Below are 16,559 nucleotides of genomic sequence, written 5' to 3'. Positions count from 1 at the left end.
ACCTCTGGTCGTGGGCGCGACCGCCAAGGACGGGCATCCGTCCCGGCGATCGCGCCCGCGACCAGAAGGTCAGTACGCGACGGCGGCCGCCGCGTCGACGATGCCGTACCCGTAGATCGGGGTCCACACCCCCACGAGGCCCAGCAGCGGGTCACGCGACGTGCCGAGGATCGCGCTCTCGACCTCTGCCATGCTCCGGCCCTGCCCGAAGAGGAGCGCAGCGACGCCTGCCACGTGCGGCGTGGCCATCGACGTGCCCGCATAGGAGTCGTAGCTGCCGCCGGCACAGGTGTCCGATCCCGTACCCACGGGGACCGTCGACCACACGTCGCCGTCGCATCCGTTCAGGCCGCCCGAACCCCCGGGCGCCGAGACGCTCTTCAGGTCGAGCTTGACCGGCAGCTCCGAGTAGTAGGAGTGGACGCCTGCCGGGTCGGTCGCGCCGACGCAGATCGCGACGCTGGTGAACGCCGGGTCGCTGCACAGCGGGGTCGACGAGTTGCCCGCGGCCGCGACCGTGAGCACCCCCTGCTCGCGGGCGTACGCGATGGCATCGCGCATCAGGGTGTCGACGCCGATGATCGTCAGCAGCTGACCGCCCGGAGCCGTGCCGAGCGAGAGGTTGATGACGTCCGCACCGTTGTCGGCGGCCCAGCGAATGCCGTCCGCGATGTCCTGCGACGAGCCGGAGCCCGCCTCGAGCACCTTGACCGGGAGCACCTTGGCGCCCGGCGCCACCCCCGCGACCCCGATGCCGTTGTCTGCCGCGGCGGCGACGATGCCTGCCACGTGCGTGCCGTGCTCGTCCCCGTCATTCCTGCCGTCGGGGCCCCGGAAGTCCCCTTCGCCGCACGGGCGGACCTCGGCACAGCCCGCGAAGGTGGCGCCCGGAAGAAGCTGGCCCGCCAGGTCCGGCTGGTCGAAGTCGACACCTGTGTCGACCACTGCCACCACGGCGCCGTCGCCGGTGCTGGCCGCCCAGGCGGCCTCGGCGTTGATCTGGTCCAGGCCCCACTGCTTGTCCCGGAGGGGGTCACTGGTTGCGGCCTGCGCACCCGGCGCCACCGCGACGAGCGCTGCCACGGCGAGCACCGCGGAGGTGGCGACGCCGACGACTGACTTCCTGTCCATATAAGCCCCCATTGTTTGCACAGGGGCTGGATTACCCCCGAACCGGGCCAAACCTAGGGGTACCGGACAGGCGCAGAACAGGGCAGATGGCTCGTAGCGGGTGAAATTTACACAATCGCAATCAGTAGTGGTGCCGATCGCCGGTCAGGCCCAGGCCTCGGAGAGCTCACCCTCGTCCGTGGCCTCCCTGGAGAGCCGGAGTGCCGCGATCGCCGCTCCGAGCAACAGGGCGACCACCCAGGCGCCGAGCTGGTGACCGTCGGACACGATGGCGGCAGCGGCAAGCTCGTTCCAGACGATGCCCGCAGCGGACCACGGGTCCTCGGTGATCGCCGAGCCGGGCCAGATGTTGTCCTGCACGGCCAGGAGGGCCGGACCGGCGGCCTGCAGGACCCAGACGACCCCTGCGGCGGGCAGCCAGCCGAGGAGCTCGATGGGCTTGCTGTCCACGGCGAGGCCGAACGCGATGCCCAGCGCCACCGCGAAGAGCCACCACGTACCCGTCGGGGACACCGGGTTGCCCGGGAGGAGCCCCCAGAGCCAGCCGTCGAGGAGCACCACCGGCAGGGCGAGCGCGAGACCCCGCAGGGCTGCCGGGCCGAGCGCCGTCAGGAGGCCGGCACCGAGCCCGACGGAGCCGGCGGCGCCGGCGATCACGAGCATCCCGAGCGGCGCGGCGTCACCGGGCACGCTCCCGCGCATCGCGATCCACCAGGAGGCGCCCCCCGTGCCTGCCATGGCGAGGAAGGTGCCCGTGATCGCAGCACCGGCACCCGCCCGCCCCGAGGCCGGGAGGCCCGCCGTGACCCCGCCGAGGAGCCCTCCGATCAGGGCCATGATGACCAGACCGACCACGGCGTCGTCGGCCGTGAAGGGGAGGGGCAGAAAGGTGGAGCCGCCCCGGCTCGACCCTTCCGAAATGCCTGTGACCTCGTATAACGCCTGAAGAAGCCACGGCAAGAAGCCGCAGACCCACCATGCGACGGCACTGATGAGAAGCACCCACCAGGCGGAGATGCGGTACGCACTTTCGGCCATGCCGCCGAACGGTAGCGGATGTATGTGATGTCGGTCATAACCGCTGAAGACCGGAACGACGTAAATCTGCGTCTTCGTGGGGTCAGACCGTAATGCGTAACCCGATCGTGACTTTTCCCGTGAACGTGTGTACTTTGACTTCTGCTCCCCCGCAACGGTGGGAGTCGTGAGCCGGACGCCGAATCCTGTCACCGGTTCATGACCAGACGTTCGAGACAGGAGCGGGGGACCCACTTCCCGGGCGACAGCAGGATCGTCGTCCTCGGGGTGAAGCCGGACGGAAACCCCCCAGTAGCCGTGCGGCCGGGTGTGTACTCCTACCCGAACCCGACAGCTGACCTCGCAGGCGGTACAGGAGACATTTAGGTGACGAACTCCCTTCGCGGACGGCATCGTGACAGCCGCCCGGCCATGACACCGCTGACCATCCTCGCTCGTACCGCCACCGAGAACGCCGGCACCGTCGCCCGCCGTGGTGCTATCGCCGCAGCAGCAGGTGGCGTCCTGATCTCCACCATCGCGACGACGGCTCACGCAGCCCCGGCGATGGACCTCAAGACCGACGTGAAGACCGCCAAGCTCAACTCGGTCGACCTGAACTCCCTCACCGCGGTCGCCAAGCAGGCCGTCGTGAACTCCCCCACCGTGACCGTCCCTGCCGACGCAATGATGCCGACCGAGATGGAAGCCCTTGGCACCTCGTCGGACGCCGACGGCAAGAAGGGCGGCGAGGAGGGCGAAGGCCCTGCCGTCGTCTCGGTCGACGCACCGGACCCGGTGCCGGTCGGCCAGCAGGCCATCAACATCGCCTTCAACTACCTGGGCATCACGTACGTGCTGGGCGGTAACTCGCCGGCCGAGGGCATGGACTGCTCTGGCCTGATCCAGTACGTGTACGCGCAGCTCGGCGTGGGCCTGCCGCACTCGTCCGGCGCGATGCTCAGCTCCGGCTACCAGGTCACGTACCCGGAGCCCGGCGACATCGTCTGGACGCCCGGCCACGTGGCTCTCTACGCGGGCGACGGCATGATCATCGAGGCCTGGGCCGCCGGCATGCCGGTGCGCTACACGGAGATGTGGCAGAACAGCCCGACGTTCATCCGCGTCGTCTGAAGTTTTGGCCTGAGCCGTAAGTCCTCAGCCTGAGGACGTCAGCCGCAGGACCAGCAGTTCATCGCGAGGCGTCGCCTCCGCGCCGGGTTCCCGCCCGACGCCGGAGGCGGCGCCTTCCGCGTTCCCGCGTCGATCACGGGCTAACGTTGCCGCCGGGCGTCACACGGCGCCGGTACGCCACCGTGACGTACGACGAACGAAAGCCGACGGTAGCCAGATGCGGTTCAGCAGCCCCGCGGGTCGTGAGGGCGGGCGGGGTGTTGCACTACGGCGCCGCCCTGGCCAGCTCGTGATCGCCGGCTTCGTCGGTGCCATAGCTGTCGGCACGCTGCTCCTGCTGCTCCCGATCGCTGCGTCCGGCGAGTCGGCCACGTTCATGGAGGCCCTGTTCACCGCGACCTCGGCCGTGTGTGTCACCGGGCTGATCGTCACGGACACCCCGGTGTTCTGGTCCGGGTTCGGCGAGGCGGTGATCCTGGTGCTCATCCAGATCGGCGGACTCGGGGTCATGACCGTCGCCTCGCTGCTCGGTGTCCTGGTCTCACGACGCCTCGACCTGAGCTCGCGGCTGGTCGCCGCGGCGTCGACCCGGACGGTGAGCCTCGGTGACGTACGCCGGACGCTGGTCCGCGTCGTCATCCTCGCGCTCGTCATCGAGGCCGTCGTCGCGACGGTCCTGACGGTGCGCTTCGCCGTCGCCTACGACGAGCCGCTCGGCCGGGCGCTCTGGCACGGGGTGTTCCACGCCGTCTCCGGGTACAACAACGCGGGCTTCGCCCTGTTCTCGCTGTCGCTCATGGACTTCGTGGCCGACCCCTGGATCGTCCTGCCGATCTGTTTCGCCACGATCGTGGGCGGGCTCGGCCTGCCCGTGGTCCTCGAGGTGCTGCGCGGGCGCGTGCGCCCGGTGCGCTGGAGCGTCCACACCAAGATCACGCTGCTGATGACTGCGCTGCTGCTGGTGGGCGGCACCGTGTTCTTCCTCGTCGCCGAGTGGGACAACCCCGCGACCATGGGCGGCCTGGACACCGGCGGCCGCGTCCTCGCCTCGTTCACGCAGTCGACCCAGGCGCGCACCGCCGGGTTCAACTCGGTGAACACCGGCGAGCTGCACACGGAGACCTGGCTCGGCACGATCATCCTCATGTTCATCGGCGGCGGCTCCGGTGGAACGGCCGGCGGTATCAAGGTGACGACGTTCGCGGTGCTCGCCGTGGTGATCTGGTCCGAGCTGCGAGGCGACCCGGACGCCACGGTCTTCGACCGCCGCATCTCGCCGGCCACCCAGCGCCAGGCCCTCACCCTTGCGCTGCTCGCGGTGGCGATCGTGGTTCTCCCCACCCTGTGGATGACGGCGCTCTCTCCGTTCACGGTGGACCAGATCCTGTTCGAGGTGACATCAGCGTTCACCACCACCGGGCTGTCCACCGGGATCACCGCACAGCTCGACTGGTACCACCAGGTGGTGCTCGTCGTGCTCATGTTCATCGGCCGGCTCGGTCCGATCACCCTCGGCACCGCGCTCGCGCTGCGCGCCCGAGGTCGCCTGTACCGGTTGCCGGAGAGCGCCCCGATCATCGGCTGACGGCTACTGCGACGCCGACCAGCCGCAGCTGTCCCCGATGAAGTCGTACAGGGCGGCGCGTGCCGCGTCGGGCATCGGCAGGTAGAACACGTGCTGCGCCGTGCCCTCGACGCTCGCCTCGACGGGCAGGAACGTGCCGCGCTTGTCCTCGCCCACGGCATGGGCGTCGCAGCGGGCCGGCACCACCGGAAGAAGAATCTCGCCGGAACGCTGACCGTCCAGCTCGCGACCGCTCCAGCCTGGGATCGTGCCGGCATCGGGGTCGGCCATGAGCGTGGTCTCGGTGATGCGGTCGATCGTGACCTCCGGGCCACCGGGGACCGGCTCGACCCGCACCACGACGAGCGCTGTCGGCTCGCCGTCGCGCGTCTCGACCGGAAGACCGGCCTCGACGGTGAGCCGCACGCCGGACTCGACGGCGACCCTGGCACAGTCCACAGCGTGGTTGCGGGCGAGGTTCCCGGCCGTGTCGGTCACCTCGTCGACGACGACGTCGGTGGCCGGCCCCTGGTCGTCGCCCTCGCCCAGGGTCAGCGTGACCGTGGCCGACGGCGCGGCGTCCGGGGCCGGCTCGTCGGGTCCGGCCGGGGCGCCGGCGCACTGCGCCTGGCCCAGTCCGAGACGGACGTCGCGCGTCGCACCGGGCCGCAGGGCCCTTGGTCGGTCCTTGGCCAGGTGCGACGGCCCGAATCCCTCGGCGTGCAACGCTCCGGCGATGAGCGTCATCGTCCGGTCCGAGCCGTTGGTGACCTCGAGGAGGACCTCGCGGTCGGCATACTGCGTGCGCCCTTGGACCACCTCGACGCTGAGGCGGGCGGCGACGTCGTCGGGCACCGGCCCGAGCGTGGACGAGGGCGGCGACGTGCCGCCCGCCGTACACGCAGCCGCGGCCGCCCCGATCATCGACGTCAGGAGGACGACGGTGACGGCGCGGCCGCGGGATGCTGCGATCAGGCCTTCCTGCGGCCGAAGATCGCCTGGACGATCAGGATCACGATGATGGCGCCGAGCACCGAGAAGAGCCAGCTCTGCCAGGACCAGAACTGGTCCATGCTGACGTTGAAGATGAGGCCGCCCAGCCAACCACCGAGCATGGCGCCGAGCACACCGAGGAGCAGGGTGAGCCAGAAGCCACCCGGCTGCTTGCCCGGGATGACGATGCGGGCGATCACGCCTGCGATCAGTCCGAGGATAAGAAAGGCCCAGAAGCCCATGGCGTCTTCCTCCAGAGTAGTTTGGCCTGCTTGCGCACTACCTCAGCACTGATTGGGCCGACGTGCCACCGGACCCGCCGAATCAGTCTCATATCGGGACATTGCGCCCAGCCGGTTACCCGAACACCGCCGCGCTACAGTTCGCCCGGGCAAGGGCCTGCGCAGGACCGGAGCTAGGACTCCGGGAACGGGACAGCAAGGGAGACCGCATGAACCAGGCGATCGGCACACCGGCCGAGCCACGGATCGAACCGCGCACCGGACGGGAGCGGCTGCGCGCCTTCCTCGACCAGAGATGGTTCGTCAACGTCGTGCTCACCGTGATCCTGGCGAACGCTCTGGTCCTGGGTGCGGAGACCATGGTGGACGGGACCGCGCTCGACATCCTGATCGCGATCGACCACACCATGCTCGGCTTCTTCGTGCTCGAGCTGCTCCTGCGGATCGTCGCCAACGGCCGGACGTTCTTCCGTGACCCGTGGAACCTGTTCGACCTCGCCGTCGTCGGCATCGCGGTGCTCCCGGCCAGCGAGTCCCTGTCCGCCCTGCGCGCGCTGCGGGTGCTCCGCGTGCTGCGCGTGATCACGGTGGTGCCATCATTGCGCCGCGTCGTCGACGGCCTGCTGCGGGCCGTGCCGGGCATGGGCGCCGTCGGCGCGCTGCTGGTGCTGGTCATGTACGTGTCGGCGGTGATAGCCACCGGACTGTTCGGCGAATCGTCCGAGGAGTACTTCGGCAACCTGGGGATCTCGCTGTTCACGCTCTTCCAGGCCATGACGGGCGAGGCCTGGCCCGACATCGCCCGCGCCGTGATGGTGGCCCATCCATGGGCCTGGGTCTTCTTCGTGCTCTACATCCTGGTGGTCAGCTTCGCGGTGCTGAACCTCTTCATCGCCGTCATCGTCAACGGCATGGAGGAGATCTCGGAGGAGGAGCGCAGGGACGACGAGCAGAAGGACGAACGGCTCGACGCCCTGGCCGCACAGAACCGGGAGATCCTCGTCGAGCTCCGCTCCCTGCGCGCGAAGCTCGACGGAGACGGCACCACCTCGGCGGTCTAGCTCAACACGACGTTGACCAGGCGGGGCGGCCGCACGACGACGCACCGCACCACCCGGCCGCCCACCGCGCGGGCGGCCGCCGGCCGCGCCAGAGCGGCCAGCTCCAGGTCCGCTGCCGTGACGTCGGTGGGTACCCGCAGCCGGTCACGCACCTTGCCGTCCACCTGGACCACCGCTTCGACCTCGGTGGTCACCAGCAGTGCCGGGTCCACGACGGGCCACGGCTGCGCCGCGACCGGTGTCGTGCGCCCCAGGCCCTCCCACAGGGCCTGGGCGGTGTGCGGGGCGAACAGGCTCAGCAGCACCGCGACCGCCTCGACCGCCTCGCCATAGGTCCCTGCGTCCACCCCGCCGCCCGACGCCGCCCGCCGCGCCGCACCCACCAGCTCCATCAGGCGCGCGACGGCGACGTTGAACCGGCCGGCCTCGACCAGCCCGTCGACGTCGTGCACCGTGCGATGCACCGCTCGGCGTAGGGACACCGCCGACCCGTCGGGTGTCACCGACCCCTGGAACGAGGCCAGGCGGAGCACGCGGGCCAGGAACTTCCGCATCGCTCCGGGCGAGACGTCCGCCCAGTCGACGTCGTCCTCCGGCGGGCCGGAGAACAGCATCGCCAGCCGGACGGCGTCCACCCCGTGCCGGTCCAGCTCCGCCGCCAGCTCGACGCCGTTGCCCAGCGACTTGCTCATCGCCCTGCCCTGGTTGACCACCTGGCCCTGGTTCATCAGACGGGCGTACGGCTCGGGCGAGGGCACCAAGCCCATGTCGTACAGCACCTTGGTGACGAACCGCGCGTACAGCAGGTGCATCGTCGCGTGCTCGACACCGCCCACGTACAGCGCGGCAGGCATCCATCGAGCGGCGTCCTCGGGGCGGAACGGACCGCCGTCGTACCCCGGCGACAGGTAGCGCAGGAAGTACCAGGACGAGTCCACGAACGTGTCCAGCGTGTCCGTGTCCCGCTCGGCCGGGCCTCCGCACCGTGGACAGGTCGTCCGCACCCAGTCGTGCGCCCCGGCCAGCGGAGAGACATCACCGGGAACCAGCTGGTCGCCCTCCAGGTGCGGCAGCTCGACGGGCAGCTGGTCGTCCGGCACCACCACCTCGCCGCACCGCGGGCAGTGCACCACGGGAATCGGCGCGCCCCAGTAGCGCTGCCGGGAGACCAGCCAGTCATGCAGGCGGTAGGTGGTCCCGTCCGGCCCGTCCTGCCGGCCGATCCAGTTCCGCTGCATCGTCAGCACGTGCGCGGGCCAGCCCGCTTCCAGCAGCGACATGTCGTCCAGCAGCCGGTCCGCGTAGGCCGTGATCCGCAGGAACCACTGCGTCAGCGTGCGGGCGACCACGGCCGTGCCGCAGCGCTCGCACGCACCGTCGACCACCTGCTCGTTGGCCAGCACCGTCCTGTCGGTCGGGCACCAGTTCACCTCGGCCGCCGCCCGGTAGGCCAGCCCCCGCTCGTGCAGGCGCGCGAACAGCCACTGCGTCCAGCGGTAGTACTCCGGTTCGTGGGTGTGCAGCCGACGCGACCAGTCGAACGAGACGCCGTAGCGGCGGATCGACGCCGCCTGCGTGGCGATGTTCGCCGAAGTGAACACGGCCGGGTGCTCGCCCCGACGGATCGCCGCGTTCTCGGCAGGCAGGCCGAACGAGTCCCAGCCCACCGGGTTGAGCACGTCGAAGCCTTTTGCCCGCCAGTACCGTGCGACGACGTCGGTGATCGCGAACACCTCGGCGTGACCCATGTGCAGGTCCCCCGACGGGTACGGAAACATCGTCAGCAGATAGCGGCGTGGGCGGACGCCGTCGTCGGACGCCTCGAACGGGCGGCCCGCCGCCTCGTCGTCGCCCGTCGCACCTGGGGTGCGGTACGTATCGCTCATGGCTCTTGCTCTCCGGTGCGTCGATCGGGTCCGGGCACGAAAAAGCCCCTCACAAGGAGGGGCGGCCGCACCGGTTGTGCCCGATCGAGGGCGGAGCCGGTGCGGCTATGCAAGAAGCGAGGGTGCGTAACGCATGACTCCACGATACGTGCGCCGGCCGCGCCGGGTAAAGGAAGAACGGGAGCCGTGGCTCGGCGTGCCCCCAGCGCACTCCGAGCCACGGCTCCCGTCCGACGCGCCGGAGCTCGGCCCGCCCCCAGCGAGGTCCGAACTCTGTCCGCGTCGCACCTAGGACGCGAACAGAGCCCGGAAGTCACAGCACTCTGGATGCATTTTCATGTGGCCTGGATCACAGGCCTACCGGATCGCGGCGTGCGGCGCGCGGTGAACGAGTTCCGCGCACCCCGGCAAATATGGGCTCGAAGCGGATGTAGCAGGAGAAATCGAAAAAACTCCCACAAGTGCTGTGACATCCAGGCGCCTCGCGCGTCTGGGCTACATGGAACACACCGAGCACCCCGAACTTGTTCGTCTGGGCGCCCAATACCTGCGCGCGTACGCGGACGGCGATGCCGTCAATCTCTACCGCCTGGCCGACGCGTGGGGGGCGAGCGAGCTGATCGCCGCCACCTGCGAGGTTGCACTCGCGGTGATCCACGCGACAGCCGGACCGCAGGGCTTGGACGCCGTATCGACCACGTTCGCGACGAACCGGAGGTAGGCATCGATGAACAGGACCACGACCACCGCCGAGAGTCCCGGATCCGACGACCCTGAAGACTTGCGCGAAACCAGCGTTGTGGTGCGATCATTGGCCAGCGCGTCAAAACCGGACACTATGGGCAGAGGGGGCCAAGACCGCGTGACCACGACTGGTGACCTACGGATCGACGACTGGGTCGTGCATCGTCCCAACGTCGTGCGTTCGGTCGCTGCCCGCGTGCCCGGCATCGACGCAGAGGAAGCGGCCAGCCGCGCCCTGGAGAAGATGGTCCGGCTCGTGTCCACCGGCACCACCATCGACGACCCCGCCCCCTACTGGCGGCGCGCAGCGGTCAACGAAGCCATCTCCATGACCCGCGAAGCAGGACGCACCCGCCCCGTCGAGGACGACACCCTCGACGGCCTGGCACCCCCTGTCGCCGGTGCAGAGCTCGACGCGGAACGTCAGGCCGACGTCAGCATGCTCCGCTCCGCCCTGTCCGACCTGGGCGACGACGACCGGCAGATCCTCCTGGAACGCCACGTCCACGACAAGGCCGTCACCGATATCGCGAGCGGCCTCGGCGTGCGCCCCCACGCCGTGACCATGCGGCTGCGCCGCGCCGAGGAACGTCTCGCCGGCGCGTTCGCCGCCGCGCACGCCCAGGGCGTCAACGAGCCCGAGTGCCGCACCACCCGCGCCGCGATGCACGACTACCTCAAGGGACGCCTGCTGCCCCGGCGGCAGCGGCGCCTGGAGGTCCACATGGACGGCTGCGCGGAGTGCACGCGTGCGTTCATCGACGTGCGCGAGGTCTCCTGGATGCTGCGTGACCTCGGTCAGCACCTCATCGCCGGCGGGCTGGTCACCGGGGCGGCCGGTGCCGGCGTCGTCGGCACCGCTGCCGTCGGCACCGGGACCACGGGTACTGGCACCGCTGGTGCCGGGGCCAAATCGCGGTCGTTCGGGAAGAAGGAGACCGCGGTCGCGGCCGGAGTCCTGGCTGCCCTCGCGATCGGCGGCGGGGCCATGGCCCTGATCGCCAACCAGAGCGAACCACCCGTCCAGGCCATCCAGGACACCGGAACCGCCCCCGGCGGCGACGGCGCGGGTGGTGGCAGTGGGAGCGGTGGCGGTGGCGCAGGTGGTGGTGGCGCAGGTGGTGGTGGCGGATCAGGTGCCGGTGACGGCAGCAGCGACGACGCACCGAGCTCTCCCGACCAAGCGGCACAGGACCAGCCGCCGTCCATCCCGCCGGCCGACCCCCAGCCGCGCCCGGCAACCACGCCCAAGGAGGACGCTGCACCGGCAGCGAACCCCGTAGTGCCGTCCGGACAGGACGGCGCAGACCCCGCGCCTGCGCCCGCGCCCGAGCCGGACGACGCCCCGCCGGCGGCGGCTCCGGGCCCCGGCCCTGATCCTGACCCGGCACCGGACGGAGGTGCGGACGAGCCCGACCCGGTCCCCCCGACCGCCCCCGCGCCCGAGGAACCGGCGGGCCCGCCGCCCAGCCCACCCGAACCGCCCGACCCGCCGGTCGCTCCGGGCACTCCGGGCACTCCCGCGAGCCCGGTCAGCACGGCGGTGGAGGACCTGCTCGCCAGCCTGGGTCTGGCAGACCTACCGGGTATCGATCTCGCGACCACCACGCTGGACGAGATCTGGCGTCTGCTCTTCGGCACGGCAGCGGACAGTGCCGGACAGGCCGTCGACGACGCTCAGTCAGCGGCCGGGGGCTGATGGCGGTGCGGGCTCCTTACCTGGCCCGCAACCTTTCATTCCTGTGCGAACGCACAGCCCTTCTGGGCGACAGCCCAAGATCGGCACTTGATCACGCCGACATCTTCCATGCGCCTGCATTCTTTGCGAGCATGCACGCCCGAGGTCTCGTGCAACGCGACATCACGCGGCGCCCTGTCGCGTGCAGGAGGGGGGAAGCGTGACCGTCACCAGCGCAGACCTCAGCCAGTGGGCAGCGCATCGCCGCGCCGTCGTCTTCACGGTCTCCCGGCGCGTTCCCGGAATCGATCCAGAGCTGGCGGCGAGCCGCGGGCTCGAGCTGCTGTGCGTCGAGCTCCTGAAGCACGGCAACGTTTCCGACCCTGTCGTGTTCTGGAGCGCCGCTGCGGTGGACGTGGCCCTGGCGATGGCGCACGAAGAGCCCTCGCCGGACGACCGGACCGCACTGAGAGAGGTCGTCACCGCGCCGATCCGGCGAGCTCTGGACTTCGAGGTGCTGACCGCGGCGATGGAGCGACTGTCGGCCGGGGACCAGCAGCTGCTCTGGGACCACCACGTGGGATCCCGCCCGGTGGCCGCGATCGCCGACGAGATCGGCGTGCTGCCCTATGCCGCCAAGCGGCGCCTGCGCCGCGCCGAGAACCGCCTCGCGAGCAGTTTCGCCGAGACGCACACCGGCACGGCCGACAACCTCGAGTGCGAGTCGACCCGCGCCTCGATGCACGACTTCGTCCGGAACCGCCTGCTGCCCGGCCGTCGGCAGAAGGTCGAGGACCACATGGTTCAGTGCGCCGGCTGCACCCGGGCGTTCGTCGACGTCCGGGAGTCCTACTGGATGCTTCGTGCCGCTGCTCCCGTTCTCCTGCTGGGTGCAGCGACAGCGGCGAAGGCGAGCACTATGGCCGCGGCGGCCGGCGTCGGCGCCGCCGCGTCGGGTGCAGGCCTCGGCGGCGGGATCGCCACACTGGGCACGCGGGTGGCCCTGACCGTCCGTAGCGCGCTGACCGACCCGATCGGCCTGACCGCGACCGTGGCCGGCGGACTCTTCCTCACCACCGCCGTCACCACCGGGGTGGCCGGTGACGCGGGAGCCGTGCCGACATTCTTCGAGACCGGAACGGTCTCCGTCTCCGCGCCGAAGACCGTCCTCCCTGACGGCGGACCGGCATCGCCCGCAGAGGAGCCGGCGGCCAGGCCGGAGCCGACCCGATCTGTCTCGCCGGATGTGGCGACGGACAACCGGGTATCACCCGGCCTGGCCAAGCAGGACGGGCTGCCCCCGGGTCTGGCCAGGCAGGACGATCTGCCGCCAGGACTGGCCAAGCAGGACGGCGCGCCGGCGGACCAGTCGAACAACGCCGGCAACCCGGCCGGCCCCAGCGATCCGAACGCGACCGAGTCGCCGGCAAAGCAGGGGACAGATCGCACACCGCCCGGCCTCGCGAAGAAGGAGGACGGGACACCACCGGGTCAGGCGAAGAAGGACAAGGCACCACCGGGTCAGGCGAAGAAGGACGAGGCACAGCCCGGCCAGGCCAAGAAGGACAAGGAACCGCCGGGCGACTCAGGCTCTGCGGCCCGGCCGGACCGGTCCGACGGGACGGAGTCCCGGCCGAACCACGGTCGAGGGAACTCTCACCGGACCGACGAAGGGCACCCCGACAACAGCCGGTCGAACGGGGCGCCGGGCGGCTCCCGGCAGGAGACTGCGCGGGACGAACCAAAACGTGAGTGGGGAGACGAGCGGGGGCACCGGCAAGGCCCGCCCGATCACGCCCGTTCCAGGAGCACGAGCACCTCGTAGTGCGAGGTCTGCGGGAACATGTCGAGCAGGCGTGCCCGCACCGGACGCAGCGACGGCATCGCGGCGAGATCCTTGGCGAGCGTCGTCGCGTTGCAGCTCGAGTACAGGACGTGCTCGATCCCCGAGGTGTCGAGCCACTGCGCCAGGTCGGTGCCGATACCCCGCCGGGGCGGGTTCACGATCACCATCTCGGGCAGGTCGGGGGCGGCCGGGTCGACGGCGAACTCCGTGGCATCGCCCGCTGCGAACGTGACGTCACGGAAGCGCTCGACGACGTCGTCGCCGCGGAGCTTCTCCACCGTGCCCGACGCCGCAGCTATCGCCTCCACGCTGATCTCGATCCCCGTGACGGCGCGGCCCGGCGCAGCACAGTGCAGCGCGAAGCCGCCCACCCCGCAGTACAGGTCCCAGAGCGTGCTCGGGGCCACCTCGTCCACCCAGGTGCGGGCCTGCCGGTAGAGCTCCGTCGCGACCGCGGTGTTGGTCTGGAAGAAGCTCTGCGGGCGCAGGTCGAGCGTGATGTCGTCGATCCGCATCGGGAGGGTGGTCCGCTCCGTGAGCGGGATCTCGAGGTCGCCCTCCAGCACCGCCGCATGCCTCGGCTGGATGTTCGCCGACGCGACGGCCAGCGCCGGTAGGTCGGCCCGCAACGACGCAAGGTGCTTGCGGATCCGCGCGATCGCCTCTTGGGAACGCAGCACGAACCGGACCATGAGCTCGCCGTCGGGCGACAGGGTGACCAGGAGGTACTTGAGCTCGCCGCGCTGCTGCGCGCGCTTGCCCGGACCGGACACCTGGTAGGGCTCCAGGCCGGCCCGCGTGACGAAGGCCGCCAGGGGTGCGAAGGACGCCTGGAGGGCATCCGGGTAGAGGCCGCAGTCCGTGAGGTCGACCCCGTGGTCGGCGCGATCGAGGATCCCGAGCACCGGCTCGGCGACAGTACCGCTGACCACCATCTTCGCCTTGTTCCGGAAACCGGACTCCAGGCTGGTGACCGCAGGAAGCCACGTCAGTCCCGCATCAGCGGTCGAGTGTGTTTCCTCGGGGGTCGGGGCGGTCGAGACCGAGTCGAGGAGCGTAGCGACGTGCCGCTCCTTGTCGAGCACCTGGGTGGGGTAGTCGATCTCCAGGAGGGTGCAGGAGTGGCAGCGGCCGGCGTCGTAGTGGGGGCACTGCACACACCCCATTATCCAGCCCGAACGCAACCGCCCCCATCAGCACCTTCGCCGGGACGCTACTCCGTGTACTCGAAGTGCCACGGCTCCTCACGACCGCCGCCCGCCCGGGCCCACTCAGGGTGGTGCCAGCCGACCTCGGGGCCGTTGGCCGCGAGCCACTCGTACTCGGGCTGGCCGAAGCGGAAGCCGTCGTCCGTCGGCACGTCGATCGCCAGCGCCCAGCCGTGGTTCGAGGTGCCGGGCGCCGCCACCTGTCCGCTGCCGAACTCGTCGAGCGCCTGGAGCTGCCAGTCGTAGGGCCGGTACCCGTACTCGACCCGCAGCGGCTTGCCGAACTTCGCCTCGAACTCCGTGCCGAGCTTCTTCCAGGCCTCGGCCGCATCGCATCGCAGGTACTGGTCCTGTCCCTCCGGCCCGATCCCGACCTTGCACAGGGTCTCGAGCTCGAGCCGCCCGTTGGAGCCGTCGGCGACGGTGGCGCGAGCCTCCCACGCTGCCGCCTCGATGGCGGCCCGCGCCGCCTCACGCCGCTCGCCCAGCGCCCGGACGGAGCTCAGCTTGTCCTGGTTCACCGCGGCCGCGAGCGCCGCCTGCCCTTCCGCTCGATGAGTCGCCAGGGCGTCGCGGACGGCGGCGGGTGCGCCGGAGTCCGCGGTCCAGCTCAGGGTGTACTCGGAGTCGCGCACCGAGACCTTGAGCTGTGCCGTGACCGTCTCCAGCGTCGCCTTTGCCGTCGTGAGCTGTGCGGCTGTCTTCTTCGCCTGTTCTTCTGCCGCGCGGGCCTTGGTCTGCGCGTCCTTGCGGTTCTGCTGCCACCTTCGGGCCGACGCCTGGGTTTCCTTGGTCGCCTCGGCGAGCGTGGTGGAGGTGGTGCGGAGGCTGATCGCCCACTCGGCCGCCTTGGCCTCGAGAGCGTCGATGTCCTCGGGGGCGTCGAGCCCGCTGGTACCGGGCCCGGGGATGGAGGGCGGCGGCATGGCGCCGAGCTCCTTGGCCGCGGTGACGTGTCCGGCCAGGGCGGTCCGGACTGCGTCGTCGGCCACCTTGCCCTTGGAGGCCGCGAGGACCTGCTCGGCTTCGGTGATCTGCTGGGCGAGGCCGTCCTGGGCGGAGAGTCCGTCGTCGACCGCCTGGACGATGCTGGCGTGGGCGGCCGCCAGCCTCTCCTGCTCGCGTTCGTTCCCGGCGTGGACGAGCGCGAACACGATGGCGGCCACCAGTGCGACAGCCGCGGTGACCAGGAAGACGACCAGCGGGCGCATGGACCCGCCGTCCGTCAGGCCGTCCACCCTGCGGGGTCCGGTGCCTTCGGGCTGCGCCTGGTCCGGCACCTCGGTCGAGGTGTCGGACGTCGGGCTCGGCGCAGCCGCGGCGGGTTCGGGCGGTCCGGCAGGTGCGGGCGGCTCCACGTTGAGGGACATGGCCCGAAGTTTGGCGAACTCGGGGCCCGGACGCTAGTTGCCTGCCCGCTCCGCGAGGTTCTTGAGCTTGTCGAGGTACACGGCGGCCTCGCCGGGCTGCCAGTCCGGGATGTTGGTCCTGTCCGGCACGAGGCCGACGGACCGGTCGGTGAGCTCGCGCAGGATGTCGGCGTGGCCCGCGTGCCGGGTGATGTCGTTGGCCACGTGCGTGATGATGCGGAACAGCGTGACCTCACGGTTACCCCACCAGGGCACGTGTCCGACCGTGTCCAACGGCAGCGTGTCGATGGTCTCGTCGCAGAACACCCAGGCCCGTCGGTAGAGGTCGACGATCGAGGCGATCGACTCGTCGGCCGTGGCGTACCAGTCCGCCTGCGGGTCCTCGTCCAACAGCTGGTCGGAGGGGATCTCCTCCGGGGTGGGCCACTCCCGGCCGAAGCAGGTCCCGAAGTAGCCGATCTCGGTGTTGGCGCAGTGCTTCACCAGGCCCAGCAGGTTGTTGCCGGAGGACACGAGGGGCCAGCGTGCCTGCTTCTCCGTGAGGCCCTCGAGCTTCCACAGGAGGGCCTCACGGGTTTCGTTCAGGTACTGCTTCAGGACCTGCTTCTGCTCGAGCTCGTCCGTGTTGCCCTTTGAACTGCCGGTTGTCTGCGCCATGGGGACAGTGTGTCCCCTGCCACCGACA

14 protein-coding genes and 1 riboswitch are annotated in these 16,559 nt (G+C 70.5%); of the genes, 6 read left to right on the top strand and 8 right to left on the bottom strand.

Going from position 1 to position 16,559, the window contains the following annotated elements; all coding sequences use genetic code 11:
* Positions 1–69: 69 nt before the first annotated feature.
* Both ACFS27_RS11230 and ACFS27_RS11225 read right to left on the bottom strand, forming a co-directional pair.
* On the bottom strand, positions 70–1,131 hold the full coding sequence (locus ACFS27_RS11230) for a S8 family serine peptidase (RefSeq protein WP_377182907.1): 1,062 nt from the start codon (positions 1,129–1,131) through the stop codon (positions 70–72).
* A 144-nt stretch (positions 1,132–1,275) separates the two neighbouring features.
* Complete coding sequence (locus ACFS27_RS11225; protein WP_377182905.1) at positions 1,276–1,968, bottom strand: hypothetical protein; 693 nt, start codon at positions 1,966–1,968, stop codon at positions 1,276–1,278.
* 367 nt (positions 1,969–2,335) lie between these two features.
* Positions 2,336–2,533, top strand: a riboswitch (cyclic di-AMP (ydaO/yuaA leader).
* 47 nt (positions 2,534–2,580) lie between these two features.
* On the opposite strand from ACFS27_RS11225, the gene ACFS27_RS11220 reads away from it, so the two are divergent.
* Together ACFS27_RS11220 and ACFS27_RS11215 are read left to right on the top strand one after the other, a co-directional pair.
* Complete coding sequence (locus ACFS27_RS11220; RefSeq protein WP_377182903.1) at positions 2,581–3,282, top strand: C40 family peptidase; 702 nt, start codon at positions 2,581–2,583, stop codon at positions 3,280–3,282.
* A gap of 217 nt (positions 3,283–3,499) precedes the next feature.
* Positions 3,500–4,867 (top strand): TrkH family potassium uptake protein, encoded by a 1,368-nt coding sequence (locus tag ACFS27_RS11215; protein ID WP_377182901.1) that lies wholly within the window; start codon positions 3,500–3,502, stop codon positions 4,865–4,867.
* A gap of 3 nt (positions 4,868–4,870) precedes the next feature.
* Here ACFS27_RS11215 and ACFS27_RS11210 read toward each other — a convergent pair whose 3' ends face one another.
* Together ACFS27_RS11210 and ACFS27_RS11205 are read right to left on the bottom strand one after the other, a co-directional pair.
* Entirely contained in the window at positions 4,871–5,701 is an 831-nt protein-coding gene (locus ACFS27_RS11210) for a hypothetical protein (protein ID WP_377182899.1), read from the bottom strand.
* Between the two features lie 116 nt (positions 5,702–5,817).
* Entirely contained in the window at positions 5,818–6,081 is a 264-nt protein-coding gene (locus ACFS27_RS11205; protein WP_377182897.1) for a GlsB/YeaQ/YmgE family stress response membrane protein, read from the bottom strand.
* Positions 6,082–6,290: 209 nt separating this feature from the next.
* Between ACFS27_RS11205 and ACFS27_RS11200 the strand changes: the two genes are divergently transcribed.
* The gene (locus tag ACFS27_RS11200; RefSeq protein WP_377182895.1) at positions 6,291–7,142 is read left to right on the top strand and encodes an ion transporter; all 852 of its coding nucleotides are present in this window, start codon (positions 6,291–6,293) and stop codon (positions 7,140–7,142) included.
* On the opposite strand, the gene ACFS27_RS11195 is transcribed toward ACFS27_RS11200, so the two are convergent.
* Positions 7,139–9,028 carry a class I tRNA ligase family protein gene (locus tag ACFS27_RS11195; RefSeq protein ID WP_377182893.1) on the bottom strand — a complete coding sequence of 630 codons (1,890 nt, stop codon included), beginning with the start codon at positions 9,026–9,028 and terminating at the stop codon, positions 7,139–7,141. The two genes, ACFS27_RS11200 and ACFS27_RS11195, sit on opposite strands and share 4 nt — an antisense overlap.
* 499 nt (positions 9,029–9,527) lie before the next feature.
* Here ACFS27_RS11195 and ACFS27_RS11190 point away from each other — a divergent pair, with 499 nt between their 5' ends.
* From ACFS27_RS11190 to ACFS27_RS11180, 3 genes are all read left to right on the top strand, one after another.
* Complete coding sequence (locus ACFS27_RS11190) at positions 9,528–9,749, top strand: hypothetical protein (RefSeq protein WP_377182891.1); 222 nt, start codon at positions 9,528–9,530, stop codon at positions 9,747–9,749.
* Between the two features lie 141 nt (positions 9,750–9,890).
* A complete protein-coding gene (locus tag ACFS27_RS11185) occupies positions 9,891–11,471 on the top strand; it encodes an RNA polymerase sigma factor (protein WP_377182889.1) in 1,581 nt (526 codons plus the stop codon).
* A gap of 199 nt (positions 11,472–11,670) precedes the next feature.
* Complete coding sequence (locus ACFS27_RS11180; RefSeq protein WP_377182887.1) at positions 11,671–13,275, top strand: hypothetical protein; 1,605 nt, start codon at positions 11,671–11,673, stop codon at positions 13,273–13,275.
* On the opposite strand, the gene rlmC is transcribed toward ACFS27_RS11180, so the two are convergent.
* The 3 genes from rlmC to ACFS27_RS11165 are packed head-to-tail and all read right to left on the bottom strand — an operon-like array spanning position 13,242 to position 16,531.
* Positions 13,242–14,453, bottom strand: coding sequence for a 23S rRNA (uracil(747)-C(5))-methyltransferase RlmC (gene rlmC / locus ACFS27_RS11175; RefSeq protein ID WP_377182885.1), 1,212 nt, complete (start codon positions 14,451–14,453; stop codon positions 13,242–13,244). The genes ACFS27_RS11180 and rlmC overlap by 34 nt on opposite strands.
* 56 nt (positions 14,454–14,509) lie before the next feature.
* On the bottom strand, positions 14,510–15,874 hold the full coding sequence (locus ACFS27_RS11170; protein ID WP_377182883.1) for a M15 family metallopeptidase: 1,365 nt from the start codon (positions 15,872–15,874) through the stop codon (positions 14,510–14,512).
* Positions 15,875–15,907: 33 nt separating this feature from the next.
* Positions 15,908–16,531, bottom strand: a complete 624-nt coding sequence (locus ACFS27_RS11165) for a DinB family protein (RefSeq protein ID WP_377182881.1) — start codon at positions 16,529–16,531, stop codon at positions 15,908–15,910.
* Positions 16,532–16,559: the final 28 nt, after the last annotated feature.

Origin of the sequence: Promicromonospora vindobonensis, from assembly GCF_042685865.1 — a bacterium.
Classification (GTDB): domain Bacteria; phylum Actinomycetota; class Actinomycetes; order Actinomycetales; family Cellulomonadaceae; genus Promicromonospora; species Promicromonospora vindobonensis.
The sequence above is the reverse complement of the archived record's forward strand: the minus strand, read 5'-3'. Positions and strand labels throughout refer to the sequence as shown.

Excerpts from the sequence above, each read along its gene's own strand:
- ACFS27_RS11230 (WP_377182907.1), bottom strand. The coding sequence starts at position 1,131 with ATGGACAGGAAGTCAGTCGTCGGCGTCGCCACCTCCGCGGTGCTCGCC.
- ACFS27_RS11225 (WP_377182905.1), bottom strand. The coding sequence starts at position 1,968 with ATGGCCCTGATCGGAGGGCTCCTCGGCGGGGTCACGGCGGGCCTCCCG.
- ACFS27_RS11220 (WP_377182903.1), top strand. The coding sequence starts at position 2,581 with ATGACACCGCTGACCATCCTCGCTCGTACCGCCACCGAGAACGCCGGC.
- ACFS27_RS11215 (WP_377182901.1), top strand. The coding sequence starts at position 3,500 with ATGCGGTTCAGCAGCCCCGCGGGTCGTGAGGGCGGGCGGGGTGTTGCA.
- ACFS27_RS11205 (WP_377182897.1), bottom strand. The coding sequence starts at position 6,081 with ATGGGCTTCTGGGCCTTTCTTATCCTCGGACTGATCGCAGGCGTGATC.
- ACFS27_RS11200 (WP_377182895.1), top strand. The coding sequence starts at position 6,291 with ATGAACCAGGCGATCGGCACACCGGCCGAGCCACGGATCGAACCGCGC.
- ACFS27_RS11195 (WP_377182893.1), bottom strand. The coding sequence starts at position 9,028 with ATGAGCGATACGTACCGCACCCCAGGTGCGACGGGCGACGACGAGGCG.
- ACFS27_RS11190 (WP_377182891.1), top strand. The coding sequence starts at position 9,528 with ATGGAACACACCGAGCACCCCGAACTTGTTCGTCTGGGCGCCCAATAC.
- ACFS27_RS11170 (WP_377182883.1), bottom strand. The coding sequence starts at position 15,874 with ATGTCCCTCAACGTGGAGCCGCCCGCACCTGCCGGACCGCCCGAACCC.
- ACFS27_RS11165 (WP_377182881.1), bottom strand. The coding sequence starts at position 16,531 with ATGGCGCAGACAACCGGCAGTTCAAAGGGCAACACGGACGAGCTCGAG.